Genomic DNA, 12628 nt, shown 5'->3' on the forward strand with positions numbered 1-12628 from the left:
GTCTGCCTGACCAGGCACGCCTGTCCCGTTAAACTTGCCCGGATGTTCGCCATGCGGGTGCTGTGCCTGACCAAAGGTGGTCGCGCATGAGCGACGACGGCGAAAAAGCGGTGGGCCTGACCGGTCGTCCGCCCCGTCCGGTCCCCGAGCCCAAACCCAAGTCCGTACACGGCCCGGCCAAGGTCATCGCGATGTGCAACCAGAAGGGCGGCGTCGGCAAGACCACGTCGACCATCAACCTGGGCGCCAGCCTCGCCGAGTACGGCCGCCGGGTGCTGCTGGTGGACCTGGACCCGCAGGGCGCGCTGTCGGCGGGTCTGGGAGTTCCGCACTACGAGCTCGAACACACCGTGCACAACCTGCTCGTCGAACCGCGGGTGTCGATCGACGACGTCATCGTCAACACCCGGGTCAAGGGCATGGACCTGGTGCCCAGCAACATCGACCTGTCGGCCGCCGAGATCCAGCTGGTCAACGAGGTGGGCCGCGAACAGACCCTGGCCCGGGCGCTGTACCCGGTGCTGGACCGCTACGACTACGTGCTGATCGACTGCCAGCCGTCGCTGGGCCTGCTCACCGTCAACGGCCTGGCCGGCAGCGACGGGGTGATCATCCCGACCGAGTGCGAGTTCTTCTCGCTGCGCGGGCTGGCGCTGCTGACCGACACCGTCGACAAGGTGCGCGACCGGCTCAACCCCAAGCTGTCGATCAGCGGCATCCTGATCACCCGGTATGACCCCCGCACCGTAAACTCGCGCGAAGTGATGGCCAGAGTTGTGGAGCGGTTCGGCGACCTGGTGTTCGACACCGTGATCACCCGGACGGTGCGCTTCCCGGAGACCAGCGTGGCCGGTGAGCCGATCACCACATGGGCGCCGAAATCCAGTGGTGCGGTGGCTTACCGGTCGTTGGCTCGCGAAGTCATCGACCGGTTTGGCGCGTGAACGCCCAGACCGAACCGGACCAAACCGAACAGTCGGGTTTCCAGGTCCGGCTGAGCAACTTCGAGGGTCCGTTCGACCTGCTGCTGCAGCTGATTTTCGCGCACCGCCTCGACGTCACCGAGGTCGCGCTGCATCAGGTGACCGACGACTTCATCGCCTATACCAAGGCGATCGGCCGAGAACTGGAACTCGACGAGACCACAGCGTTTCTGGTGGTGGCCGCGACGCTGCTCGATCTGAAGGCCGCCCGCCTGCTGCCTGCCGGCGAGGTGCACGACGAAGACGATCTCGAACTGCTCGAGGTGCGTGACCTGCTGTTCGCGCGGGTGCTGCAGTACCGGGCGTTCAAGCACGTCGCCGAGATGTTCGCCGAACTCGAGGCCGCCGCGCTGCGCAGCTATCCGCGGGCGGTGGCGCTGGAGGACCGTTATCAGGATCTGCTGCCCGAGGTGATGCTGGGCGTCGACGCCGACAGCTTCGCGCAGATCGCCGCGGCCGCCTTCACGCCGCGTCCGGTTCCTACCGTGGGTACCGAGCATCTGCACCAGGTGGCGGTGTCGGTGCCCGAACAGGTGGCTAACCTGATGGGGCTGCTGGAGCGGCGCGGGGTGGGGCAGTGGGCGTCGTTTCGCGACCTGGTGGCCGACTGCGGGGCCCCGATCGAGATCGTCGGCCGGTTCCTGGCGCTGCTCGAGCTGTACCGGGCCAGGGCAGTAGCATTCGAACAACCAGAACCGCTTGGTGTGCTCCAAATTTCGTGGACCGGAGAACGTCCGACCGAGCAGCACCTCGCGGCGGAAGTGGACCACTATGACTGACGACAACGACGCCGACGCCGCGACTGATCTCGACCTCGGCATCGACGTCGCGACCGCGCCGGAGTTGCAGGATTCCGAACTGGGCGCGGTGTTGGAGGCGCTGTTGTTGGTGGTCGACACCCCGGTCACCGTCGAGCAGCTGGCCGCCGTCACCGGGCAGCCCGCCGACCGGGTCGCCGAGAAGCTGCGGTCGATGGCCGATGAGCTCACCGCCCGCGACAGCGGCATCGATCTGCGCGAGGCCGGCGGCGGCTGGCGGATGTACACCCGGGCTCGCTACGCACCCTACGTCGAACGGCTGTTGCTCGACGGGGCGCGTTCGAAGCTGACCCGTGCCGCGCTGGAGACGCTGGCGGTGGTGGCCTACCGCCAACCGGTGACCCGAGCTCGGGTCAGCGCGGTACGCGGCGTCAACGTCGACGCGGTGATACGCACGTTGGTGGCGCGCGGGCTGATCACCGAAGCCGGCAATGACCCGGACTCGGGTGCGGTGACCTTCGCGACCACCGAGTTGTTTCTGGAGCGCCTGGGTTTGACGTCGCTGGCCGATCTGCCCGATATCGCGCCACTGCTTCCCGACGTCGACGTGATCGACGACCTGAGCGAATCCCTGCACGACGAGCCCCGATTCCGCAAGCTCAACGGGGCACCGTCACCCGAGCAGCCGATGTCGTTTGATGTGGACCAGGATTCAGATGGCTGAACCTGACGGTGTGCGGCTACAGAAAGTGTTGTCCCAGGCCGGAATTGCATCGCGCCGCGTGGCCGAGAAGATGATTCTCGACGGCCGCATCGAGGTCGACGACCAGGTGGTCACCGAGCTGGGCACGCGGGTGGATCCGGACGTTTCGGTGATCCGCGTCGACGGCGCCCGGGTCAAACTGGACGACACCCTGGTGCACCTGGCGATCAACAAACCCAAGGGCATGCACTCGACGATGTCTGACGATCGGGGCAGGCCGTGTGTCGGCGACCTGGTCGAGCACCGGGTGCGGGGCAACAAGAAGCTCTTTCACGTCGGCCGACTCGACGCCGACACCGAAGGGTTGATGTTGCTGACCAACGAGGGTGAATTGGCGCACCGGCTGATGCACCCGTCCTACGAGGTGCCCAAGACGTATCTGGCCACGGTGCTGGGCTCGGTGCCACGCGGGTTGGGGCGCACGTTGCGCTCCGGTGTCGAACTGGACGACGGGCCCGCCAGCGTGGACGATTTCGCCGTGGTCGACAAGGCGCCGGGCAGGACGCTGGTGCGGCTGACCCTGCACGAGGGACGTAAGCGGATCGTGCGTCGACTGCTCGCCGCGGTGGGCTATCCGGTGCAGGAACTGGTGCGCACCGAGATCGGCAGCGTGTCGTTGGGGGATCAGCGGCCGGGCAGCATCCGGGTGCTCACCCAGAAGGAACTCGGCGAGTTGTACCGGGCGGTCGGATTGTGAACGCGACGCTGGTGATCGCCATCGACGGCCCCGCGGGAACCGGAAAATCCACGGCGGCAAGAGATTTAGCGCGCGCTTTGGGGGCGCGCTATCTTGATACGGGCGCGATGTACCGGATCGTCACGCTGGCTGCGGTGCGCGCAGGAGTGGATCTGCACGACACACCGGCCATCGAGACGGTCACCCGGGATGTGCCGCTGTCGGTCGGATACAACCCCGACGAGGACAAGGCTTACCTTGACGCAGAAGATGTTTCGGCCGAGATCCGCGGGGACGCGGTGACCAAGGCGGTGTCGGCAATCTCGGCAGTGCCCGCGGTGCGGGCCCGGCTCGTCGGGCTGCAACGCGAACTGGCGTCGGGCCCCGGCAGCATCGTCGTGGAGGGCCGCGACATCGGCACCGTGGTGCTGCCCGACGCCGACTTGAAGATCTTCCTGACGGCGTCGGCGCACGAACGTGCGCGGCGGCGCAACGCCCAGAACGCCGCTGCCGGCTTGGCCGACGACTACGAATCGGTGCTGGCTGATGTGCAGCGGCGCGACCACTTGGACTCCACGCGCCCGGTGTCACCGCTGCGGGCCGCCGCCGACGCCGTGGTGGTCGACACCAGCGACCTGTCGGCGTCCGAGGTCGTCGCGCACCTGCTGCAGCTCGTCCGCGACCGTGCGGGGGCCACGCCATGACCGGTGACGGCACCTGGAGCGACGAAAGCGATTGGCAGATCGGTGCGGACGACGTCACCGAGGCGGTCGAGGACGCGGCGGCCGCACCGCCGGTGGTCGCGGTCGTCGGCCGGCCGAACGTCGGCAAGTCCACGTTGGTGAACCGGGTCCTGGGCCGCCGCCAAGCCGTCGTGCAGGATGTGCCCGGCGTGACCCGCGACCGGGTGTCTTATGACGCGATCTGGTCGGGCCGGCGGTTCGTGGTACAGGACACCGGCGGGTGGGAACCCGACGCCAAGGGGCTGCAGCAGTTGGTGGCCGAACAGGCGTCGGTGGCGATGCGCACAGCCGACGCCATCGTTTTCGTGGTCGACGCCGTGGTCGGGGCGACGACCGCTGACGAAGCGGCGGCTCGGTTGCTGCAACGCTCCGGTAAGCCGGTGTTCTTGGCGGCCAACAAAGTTGACAGCGAGCGAGGCGAGGCCGACGCCGCCGAGTTGTGGTCGCTGGGCCTCGGCGAACCGCACATGGTCAGCGCGATGCACGGCCGCGGGGTGGCCGATCTGCTGGATGAGGTCATCGACGCGCTGCCCGCGGTGTCCGAGCTGGCCTCGAGCGGGACCGGACCGCGTCGCGTCGCCTTGATCGGCAAGCCGAACGTCGGCAAGAGCTCGCTGCTGAACCGGCTGGCCGGCGATGAGCGGTCCGTGGTGCACGACGTCGCAGGGACCACGGTGGACCCCGTCGACTCGTTGATCGAAATGGAAGGCAAGCTCTGGCGCTTCATCGACACCGCGGGGCTGCGGCGCAAGGTCGGTCAGGCCAGCGGGCACGAGTTCTACGCATCGGTGCGCACGCACGGGGCGATCGACGCGGCCGAGGTGGCGATCGTGTTGATCGACGCATCGCAGCCGTTGACCGAGCAGGACCAGCGGGTGCTGTCGATGGTGATCGAGGCGGGTCGGGCGCTGGTGTTGGCGTTCAACAAGTGGGATCTGGTCGACGAGGACCGCCGCTACCTGCTGGAGCGCGAGATCGACCGGGAGTTGGCGCAGCTGCAGTGGGCGCCGCGGGTCAATATCTCGGCCAAAACCGGCCGGGCCGTGCAGAAGCTGGTGCCTGCACTGGAACGCTCGCTGGAGTCGTGGGACACCCGGGTGCCGACGGGACGGCTGAACACCTTCTTCAAGGAAGTCGTTGCGGCTCATCCTCCGCCGGTGCGCGGCGGCAAGCAGCCGCGCATCCTGTTCGCCACGCAGGCCACCGCACGACCACCGACGTTCGTGTTGTTCACCACCGGCTTCATCGAAGCGGGCTACCGGCGTTTTCTGGAGCGACGGCTGCGTGAGACCTTCGGGTTCGAGGGCAGCCCCATCCGGATCAACGTGCGGGTTCGGGAAAAGCGCGGCAACCGCTCCCGGTGATTTCGGCGCGTTTACGGCCCGTGAGCGGTCCTAACCGCGCCGAAATCGCCCCCGGATAGGGTGACTCAGTGCCCGTCGTCGACATGATTTTGATCGCGTTGGCGGGTCTCGGCGCAGGCGCCATCAACACCCTCGTCGGCTCGGGCACGCTGATCACCTTCCCCACCCTGGTGACACTGGGCTATCCGCCGGTGACCGCGACCATGTCCAACGCGGTCGGGTTGGTGGCAGGCAGCCTGTCCGGCACCTGGGGGTATCGGCGCGAGCTGCGGGGCCAATGGAATCGGCTGGCGTGGCAACTGCCGGCCTCGTTCGTGGGCGCAGGCCTGGGCGCGTGGCTGCTGCTGCACCTCCCGGAGACGGTGTTCGAGCAGGTGGTGCCGGTGCTGCTGGTCGCGGCCCTGGCGCTGGTGGTGGTGGGACCGCGGATCCAGGCCTATGCGCGACGGCAAGCCGAGGCGGCCGGGAGATCCGCCGATCACGTCTCGACGGCAAGGATGGTGGCGCTGGTGGCCGCCACGTTCGCGATCGGTGTCTACGGCGGCTACTTCACCGCGGCGCAGGGCATCATGCTGATCGCCGCGATGGGCGCGCTACTGCCGGAGGACATCCAGCGGATGAACGCGGCCAAGAACCTGCTGTCGTTGGTGGTCAACGTCGTCGCGGCGGCGGCGTACATCCTGGTGTCGTTCGACCGGATCAGCTGGGAGGCGGCCGGGCTGATCGCGGTCGGATCGCTGATCGGCGGATACCTCGGCGCACACTACGGACGGCGGCTGTCGCCGAACGTGTTGCGGGCGGTGATCGTCGTGGTGGGAACAATTGGGCTGTACCGATTGCTCACTGTGTAGACGTCTTCGATAAGCTGCGTTGATCCGCGACCGCGAGAGGGAGACAGGTGGCTGAACGCCAGTTCCGCATTGCACCGTCGGCCCTCTGCGCCCTGGAGCCGTTCTGGCCGTCACGACGGCTGATGGCTTTCGACGAGTGGTGTTGCGCGCGCATCTGACCGCGCCCACCATTCCCTCCGGTCACCCCTGCCCGTGACCGCTTAGTCGAAAGCTGCCGAACCTATGCGTTCGCTTCTGATCTTCGCGCTCGTCGGCGTTGGCGCCCAGCTGGTCGACGGTGCCCTCGGCATGGCGTTCGGCGTCACCGCTTCCACGCTGCTGGTGCTCAGCGGTGTCGGCGCCGCGCAGGCCAGTGCTGCGGTGCACCTCGCCGAGGTGGGCACCACGCTGGCGTCCGGATTGTCGCACTGGCGGTTCAAGAACATCGACTGGACGATCGTGTTGAAGCTCGGGGCGCCAGGTGCCGTCGGGGCGTTCGCGGGTGCCACGGTGTTGTCGTCGTTGTCGACCGAGCACGCGGCCCCGTTGATGGCGGGCATCCTGGTCGCCATCGGTACCTATGTGGTGCTGCGGTTTTCGCTGCGCAACCCGCCAGTGCTGCGGCACGGAGGGACCCCGCACCGGGCGAGGTTTCTCAGCCCGCTGGGGCTGTTCGGCGGGTTCATCGACGCGTCCGGTGGGGGCGGTTGGGGTCCGGTGACGACGAGCACGCTGCTCTCGCGGGGTAAGACCGCGCCGCGCACGGTGATCGGTTCGGTCAGCGCTTCGGAGTTCCTGGTGGCCGCTACGGCGTCGGTGGGCTTCGTGATCGGCCTGCGCGACGAGTTCGTTTCGAACCTGCCGATCGTCGCCGGACTGGCTATCGGCGGGGTGGTCGCGGCGCCGTTCGCGGCCTGGTTGGTCAGCCGGATCAGCCCCGCCCTGTTGGGCACTGCGGTCGGCGGCGTGATCGTGCTGACCAACAGCCAGAAGTTGGTGCACTACTTCGGCATCGAATGGCCGTGGTCGACGGGTGTGTACGCGACGATCACCGTGGCATGGGCGACGGCGCTGATACTGGCGTGGCGGACCTCGCGCGCCCCGCGGTTCGTGCCCGACGACGACGCGCTGGACGCGGCACCGGAAGTGGCCCGGGACACGGCGACGACGGCGAAGCCGGGTTGGGGAGAGCCCAGCGCCCTGCGGTAGGCTTTCGACCGCTGCCGGCGATCCCGGCGGCGGTCGCGGGCTGTGGCGCAGCTTGGTAGCGCACTACACTGGGGGTGTAGGGGTCGCAGGTTCAAATCCTGTCAGCCCGACCATTTGTTTCTGTTGCTCGGCGGCGACACGTAGTTCTACTCATGACCGCCGACCGAGTCCCCGGGCATGCTGAAGACATGCCGCTGACCGCGCATCTGTATTGGCCTCTGTCGCGCGTCGACAAGTTTGCCGCTGAAACCCCGCCGGACCGGGACCGTGCCATCGACGTCGCCCGGCTCGGCGCGCTCGTCGTCGTCGTCTTCGGGCACTGCGCACTGCTGCTGGCCACCATCGACAGCGGTGGTGTCCGGATCGGCAACATCCTCGGCGAGATCCCGGCGCTGACCCCGATCACCTGGGTGGTACAGGTGATGCCGCTGTTCTTTCTGGCCGGCGGCGCCGCGGGGGCGTACGGCTGGCACACCGGCCGGGCCTGGGGCCAGTGGCTGTTCACCCGCGCGCAGCGGCTGTGCCGGCCGGTGTTCTGGTACCTCGCGGTGTGGTCGGCAGCCCTGTTCGGTGTGCGGTTGACCCTCGGCGCGGAGTCCGCGGCCGATCTGGGCCGCGAGGCCGTCGCGCTGCTGTGGTTCCTCGGCGTCTACTTCATCGTGCTGGCATTCGTGCCGGTGCTGACCCGCCTCGACAGCGGGCGCGCCACAACCGCCGTCGTCGCCGGGTTGCTGGCTGTGGCCGGGCTCAACGACGCGATCCGCATCGCGACCGGCACCGCCATGGCCGGTGTCGCCAACTTCGTCGTCGTCTGGCTCATTCCCGTCGTCATCGGCGTCGCGTACGCCCGCAGGCTGATCGGTCGCCGTACGGCGCTCGGGGTCGCGGTCGGTGCGCTCGCCGCACAGATCACGCTGGCGATGGTCGGCCCCTATGAGGTTTCGCTCGTCGTCACCGGAACCGAGCGATTGTCGAACGTTTCACCGCCCACCCTGCTGCTCGCCCTGCACTGCACCTGGATGTCATGCGCATTCGTCGCCACGGCCGGCGCGATCCAGCGATGGGCACAACGGCCACGCATCTGGTACGTGGTGGCCGTCGGCAACGGGGGAGCGATGACGCTGTACCTGTGGCATATCGTCGCGATCGCGATCGCCGCGTTCGCACTGCACGCCGTCGGCCTCGACGCCTACGACGTTGACGCAGCGGGATTCTGGGGCCGCCTGGCGCTGCGGACCGCCGTGTTCGCGGTGGTGATGTTCGCGATGTTCCGCCTGCTGTCACCGCTCGAGCATCGCCGGCTGCCGTGGTGGGACGCACCGGCTTCGGGCGCCGGCGCGAGATCCGTGACGGCCGGCGTGCTGGTGATCGCCGCCGGGGTGGCGCTGCTGCTGCTGGCCAAGAACGGTCTGACCGGTTCGACCGGCTGGACCTTGCTCGGCTGCTTCGTCGGCGCGGCGGCTACCGCACGAATCTGCTTGCGCGCCAGGGCTTGAGCAGATTTGCTAGCAGTCCGGCATCGCCTCTGCGATCGCGCGGCTTTCGGAACGGCCCGTTGCAGGGTATGCCGCCAACTATCCGGGGTCGCGGTGAGTGCGTACGTGACCTCGGTTACGGTCCCGGCGATTGCAGATTTCACGGGCAGAAGGCAATGAGCGCGTTCTGCACCGCTCGCTGCGCGCTCTCCGTCCGCATGAACGCGTCGGTCAACGCACCTGGGTCGTCCGCAGACACGGAATGCCCCGATCCGCTGTCGGAGCCGACATACTTTCCGACCGGGTTGCCCCCGGTTGCATCGGTGAACGCCGCGACGGCCGCATCGACCTGGTCGGCCGGCAACTTCTGACCGAGCAGGGCGGCGTTATCGCGATAGTTTCTCGGGCCCACGATCGCGCACATTTCCGGAAACTGCTCGGCGACCTGGTTCGCCGCTGTGACCAATTGCTCATCGGTGACGTCGGCGCACACCAACGGGCTCGCGGTACCCCACTCGTCGAGGAACCTGGCGCCGTCACTGCCGTACTGTGGCGCGCCACCACCTGGCGACGCTGTGCCGTGCTCGAAGGCGCCGATCACCCGCATACCGGAAGTGCACGAAGACGTGCCTTGTCCGTCTGGCTGTTGATTCTGACTTCGCACACCGCTCTCACTGCCGCTGCAACCACTCGTCAACGCGAGCGCGCCGAGCAACACCGAAACTGCAACGACGATCGGCCTGCCGAATACGCTTACCCCACTTGACAACTCAAGTCCTCTCATTCGTCGCGCTTAGGATATCGCCACATTGCACACAGCATCGGCTCGTTAAGGCGCAAACCGCCTCCGCAATTACGCAACACTGTGTATGTTAAATGCCGGCCGCTTGCCCCGCCGACGGAATCGAGTGCCATGTCGACAACTCCACGCAGTGACGAGGCCTTCGACGCGCTGCTCGGCATGTTTCGCGACCTAGGTGAGGTGGTCCGCGCCGACGCCTGCGATGACCGCGAGCGCCTGGAGGGCTACCGGGTGCTTTCCCGGATTATCGCCCTGTGCAGCGAACTGTCGCTCGACGTCGATCCCGAGGTGCCGCGGTTCTTCCCGATGGCAACGGCGCTGCGCCAGGTCGGCGGACCCAACCCCGACGGCGAGTACGACCTGTGCGCGCTGACCCCCGGCCGTTCGTATCGGGTCCACGGCCGCCGTGAGACGGTGACCTATCTGGGTTTTCAGGTGATGGCTGGCACCGGGCTCACGCCCCGCCGCCTATCTATCGGACACCGATTTGACCGTCGGCGCCGGCGGCACCTTCGAATTCGTGCTCGCCCCAACCGATCCCGGCACCGGTGAGCACTGGGTGCAGATTCCCGACGATGCCTCGGCCGTCGTCGTGCGGCAGTACGTCTCCGACCGCCGGACCGAGCAGCTCGCCACCTACGAGATCGCCCAGATCGAACCAGCACAACCCGTCGCCGCGCTCACCGACGAAACACTCGCCGATCAGCTGAGCGCGTTCACGTGGACGGCCTACAAGCTGATGACGCTGCACCGCACCGTCTTACCGAACCTGTTGGACGAGCCCAACAAACTGGTGACGGCGGAGGCGGCGGCGCTGGGCTCGGAGAACACCACCCCCGACAACCTCTACATGCTCGGCACGTTCGACCTGACCGACGGCCAGGCCCTGCAGCTCGACATCGAACCACCCCACACCCGCTACTGGTCGATCACCCTGGAGAATATCTGGCACGAGTGCCTGGAGCCGTTTCGCAGCCGCAGTTCGGGCACCCAGGCCTCATTTCAACCCCGCGCCGACGGCACCGTGCGCGTCGTCATCGCCGGATATGACCCCGGCGTGCCGAACTGGCTCGACACCGGCGGACGCCGCCGCGGCTTCATCGTGCTGCGCTGGCTCGACAACCCGGACCCGCCCAGCGTCACCACCACCCTGCTCAACCTCACCGAGGTCACCGCATGAAATCCCAGGAGCTTATCGAGTCCGCCATCACCACAACAGGTCTCACCGACTTCGGCGACGACGCGCTATTCGGCGGTGACGGCTGGCGCACCGCTCTGGACGTGCTCGTCGATTCGTTGGCCCGCGAGGCGAACCTGCACGAGATGGGGCAGTTCGTCGTCCAAAATGAGCTCACCCAGTACCTGGTGAACCGGTTGCGCATCGTCGACCACCACCGCCGCCACCCCGAGATTCGGGAGCGCGACATCACGCCGCCGATCGTCATCATGGGTCAGGCTCGCACCGGCACCACCATGCTCTTCGATCTGCTCGCACAGGATCCCGACCATCGGGTGCCGCAGACGTGGGAGGTCGACCAGCCGTTGCCGCCGCCGCGCACCGAGACCTACCTGACCGACCCGCGAATCGCCCAGACCGAGGCGGGTTTCGAGCTCGTGGACACCGTGATTCCAGAGTTTCGGGCCGTGCATCAACTCGGCGCCCAACTCGCCCAGGAGTGCGTGCGCATCACCGCGAGCCACTTCGTCTCCGCGATCTTTCCCACCCAGTACCAAGTGCCCTCTTACCTGCAATGGCTGCTGAATCCGGCCCAGGAGCAGGGACACGTCGCCGGCTCCTACACCTGGCACCGGCGCTTCCTCGAACTGTTGGCCAGCGAAGCCCCCGGCAACCGCTGGCTGATCAAGACCCCGTTTCACTGCTGGACGCTGCCCGAACTGATGGCCGAATACCCACAGGCGCTTCTGGTGCAGACACACCGTGACCCCGCCAAGGTGATGGCCTCCACCACAAGCCTGCTCGCCACGCTGCGCAAGCTGGGCACCGACGACATCGATCAGCCCAGGATGGCCGCCGAGTTCTTCGAGTTCATCCTCGGCGGGCTCGAGCGCAGCGCCGACGCCCGTTTCACCGGTGTCGTACCCGCGGACCGGGTGGTCGACGTCCAGTTCGCCGACCTGATGAACGACCCGATCGGCGCCGCCAAGACCGTCTACTCCGCGTTCGGGTGGACGTTCACCGCCGACGTCGAGGACGCCATGACAAACTTCCTGCGCACCCACGTGCGCGAGGGCCACGGTCATCCGTACACGTTCGAGGCCACCGGCCTTTCGCTCGACGCGATCCGCGAACGCACCGCCCGCTACACCGAGTACTTCGCCGTCGCCGAGGAGCTGAGCTGACCCGCGTCGCCGCGGCCGGCCCGGGCCGACCGCGCGATTCACAACGGCACGAGGCAGTCCTGGCCGCCACCCGGGAGTTGCTCGACGAACGCGGTTACACCGCGGTCACCTTCTCCGAGGTCGGCAAGCGCGCCGGCGTCACCCGGCAGTTGGTCTACCGGTGGTGGGCGGTCAAGGCCTCGTTGGTATCCGAGGCGCTCTTCGGCTTCGGCACGCCCGAGTGGCCGACGGCCTATCGCGGTCCGCTCGGCGCGGACCTGCGGACGTTCGTCGGCGCCATCGTCGACTACGCGTGCCGACCCGATGTGCGTGCCGGCATCGCGGGGCTGATGGCCGACGCGGACCCCCATACTCCGTTGCCGGGTCTGGTCGAGGGCCTGCTGGTTCCGCTGCGTGCGTCACTGACGGCGCTCGTCGACGCCGGGATCGGCCGCGGCGACGCGCGAATGAACGTCGATATCGACTTGACGCTCAACACGATTCGCGGTGCGGTGACCATGCACCTGCTGGCCGATCAGACGCCGCCCGATGTGGTGGTCGACCACGTCACCCAGCTCATGACCTGGGCGCTGACGCGGCCCTAGTGGCAACGGTGTCCGGTTGTGGCACTGCGGCTTTGGCCCGTACCGCGATCAAGCCGCCGCCGATGACCAACGCCGTCCCC

At 67.6% G+C, this 12628-nt stretch carries 12 protein-coding genes, 1 tRNA gene and 1 pseudogene; 13 read left to right on the plus strand and 1 reads right to left on the minus strand.

Going from position 1 to position 12628, the window contains the following annotated elements:
- Positions 1–86 precede the first annotated feature (86 nt).
- The 10 genes from ABQE44_RS21105 to ABQE44_RS21150 all read left to right on the plus strand — a co-directional run bounded on the left by ABQE44_RS21105 (position 87) and on the right by ABQE44_RS21150 (position 8822).
- Entirely contained in the window at positions 87–944 is an 858-nt protein-coding gene (locus ABQE44_RS21105; RefSeq protein ID WP_448394059.1) for a ParA family protein, read from the plus strand.
- Entirely contained in the window at positions 941–1762 is an 822-nt protein-coding gene (locus ABQE44_RS21110; RefSeq protein WP_448394058.1) for a segregation/condensation protein A, read from the plus strand. Before ABQE44_RS21105 ends, ABQE44_RS21110 begins: the two co-directional genes overlap by 4 nt.
- Positions 1755–2465 carry an SMC-Scp complex subunit ScpB gene (scpB, locus tag ABQE44_RS21115; RefSeq protein WP_448394057.1) on the plus strand — a complete coding sequence of 237 codons (711 nt, stop codon included), beginning with the start codon at positions 1755–1757 and terminating at the stop codon, positions 2463–2465. The genes ABQE44_RS21110 and scpB overlap by 8 nt, the downstream gene beginning before the upstream one ends.
- Entirely contained in the window at positions 2458–3201 is a 744-nt protein-coding gene (locus ABQE44_RS21120) for a pseudouridine synthase (RefSeq protein ID WP_448431761.1), read from the plus strand. Before scpB ends, ABQE44_RS21120 begins: the two co-directional genes overlap by 8 nt.
- On the plus strand, positions 3198–3884 hold the full coding sequence (gene cmk / locus ABQE44_RS21125; RefSeq protein ID WP_448394055.1) for a (d)CMP kinase: 687 nt from the start codon (positions 3198–3200) through the stop codon (positions 3882–3884). The genes ABQE44_RS21120 and cmk overlap by 4 nt, the downstream gene beginning before the upstream one ends.
- Positions 3881–5287, plus strand: a complete 1407-nt coding sequence (gene der, locus ABQE44_RS21130; protein ID WP_448431763.1) for a ribosome biogenesis GTPase Der — start codon at positions 3881–3883, stop codon at positions 5285–5287. The genes cmk and der overlap by 4 nt, the downstream gene beginning before the upstream one ends.
- Before the next feature lie 83 nt (positions 5288–5370).
- Positions 5371–6138 (plus strand): sulfite exporter TauE/SafE family protein, encoded by a 768-nt coding sequence (locus tag ABQE44_RS21135; protein WP_448431823.1) that lies wholly within the window; start codon positions 5371–5373, stop codon positions 6136–6138.
- Between the two features lie 222 nt (positions 6139–6360).
- A complete protein-coding gene (locus ABQE44_RS21140) occupies positions 6361–7326 on the plus strand; it encodes a sulfite exporter TauE/SafE family protein (protein WP_448431765.1) in 966 nt (321 codons plus the stop codon).
- A gap of 36 nt (positions 7327–7362) precedes the next feature.
- Positions 7363–7439, plus strand: a tRNA-Pro gene (locus tag ABQE44_RS21145).
- A gap of 75 nt (positions 7440–7514) precedes the next feature.
- Positions 7515–8822, plus strand: a complete 1308-nt coding sequence (locus ABQE44_RS21150) for an acyltransferase family protein (protein ID WP_448394090.1) — start codon at positions 7515–7517, stop codon at positions 8820–8822.
- Positions 8823–8961: 139 nt separating this feature from the next.
- On the opposite strand, the gene ABQE44_RS21155 is transcribed toward ABQE44_RS21150, so the two are convergent.
- Complete coding sequence (locus tag ABQE44_RS21155) at positions 8962–9408, minus strand: hypothetical protein (RefSeq protein ID WP_448431767.1); 447 nt, start codon at positions 9406–9408, stop codon at positions 8962–8964.
- A gap of 306 nt (positions 9409–9714) precedes the next feature.
- Here ABQE44_RS21155 and ABQE44_RS21160 point away from each other — a divergent pair.
- From ABQE44_RS21160 to ABQE44_RS21170, 3 genes and pseudogenes are all read left to right on the plus strand, one after another.
- Positions 9715–10783, plus strand: a pseudogene (locus ABQE44_RS21160) (DUF1214 domain-containing protein).
- Positions 10780–11964, plus strand: coding sequence for a sulfotransferase family protein (locus ABQE44_RS21165; RefSeq protein ID WP_448431769.1), 1185 nt, complete (start codon positions 10780–10782; stop codon positions 11962–11964). The pseudogene ABQE44_RS21160 and the gene ABQE44_RS21165 overlap by 4 nt, the downstream one beginning before the upstream one ends.
- Before the next feature lie 59 nt (positions 11965–12023).
- Positions 12024–12548 carry a TetR/AcrR family transcriptional regulator gene (locus tag ABQE44_RS21170; protein ID WP_448431825.1) on the plus strand — a complete coding sequence of 175 codons (525 nt, stop codon included), beginning with the start codon at positions 12024–12026 and terminating at the stop codon, positions 12546–12548.
- Positions 12549–12628 lie beyond the last annotated feature (80 nt).

The sequence above is a fragment of the Mycolicibacterium sp. XJ2546 genome (assembly GCF_053483195.1).

What these genes read in the sequence shown, in the direction of transcription:
- ABQE44_RS21105 (WP_448394059.1), top strand. Translation starts at nt 87, where the DNA reads ATGAGCGACGACGGCGAAAAAGCGGTGGGCCTGACCGGTCGTCCGCCC.
- scpB (WP_448394057.1), top strand. Translation starts at nt 1,755, where the DNA reads ATGACTGACGACAACGACGCCGACGCCGCGACTGATCTCGACCTCGGC.
- ABQE44_RS21120 (WP_448431761.1), top strand. Translation starts at nt 2,458, where the DNA reads ATGGCTGAACCTGACGGTGTGCGGCTACAGAAAGTGTTGTCCCAGGCC.
- der (WP_448431763.1), top strand. Translation starts at nt 3,881, where the DNA reads ATGACCGGTGACGGCACCTGGAGCGACGAAAGCGATTGGCAGATCGGT.
- ABQE44_RS21135 (WP_448431823.1), top strand. Translation starts at nt 5,371, where the DNA reads ATGATTTTGATCGCGTTGGCGGGTCTCGGCGCAGGCGCCATCAACACC.
- ABQE44_RS21140 (WP_448431765.1), top strand. Translation starts at nt 6,361, where the DNA reads ATGCGTTCGCTTCTGATCTTCGCGCTCGTCGGCGTTGGCGCCCAGCTG.
- ABQE44_RS21150 (WP_448394090.1), top strand. Translation starts at nt 7,515, where the DNA reads ATGCCGCTGACCGCGCATCTGTATTGGCCTCTGTCGCGCGTCGACAAG.
- ABQE44_RS21155 (WP_448431767.1), bottom strand. Translation starts at nt 9,408, where the DNA reads ATGCGGGTGATCGGCGCCTTCGAGCACGGCACAGCGTCGCCAGGTGGT.
- ABQE44_RS21165 (WP_448431769.1), top strand. Translation starts at nt 10,780, where the DNA reads ATGAAATCCCAGGAGCTTATCGAGTCCGCCATCACCACAACAGGTCTC.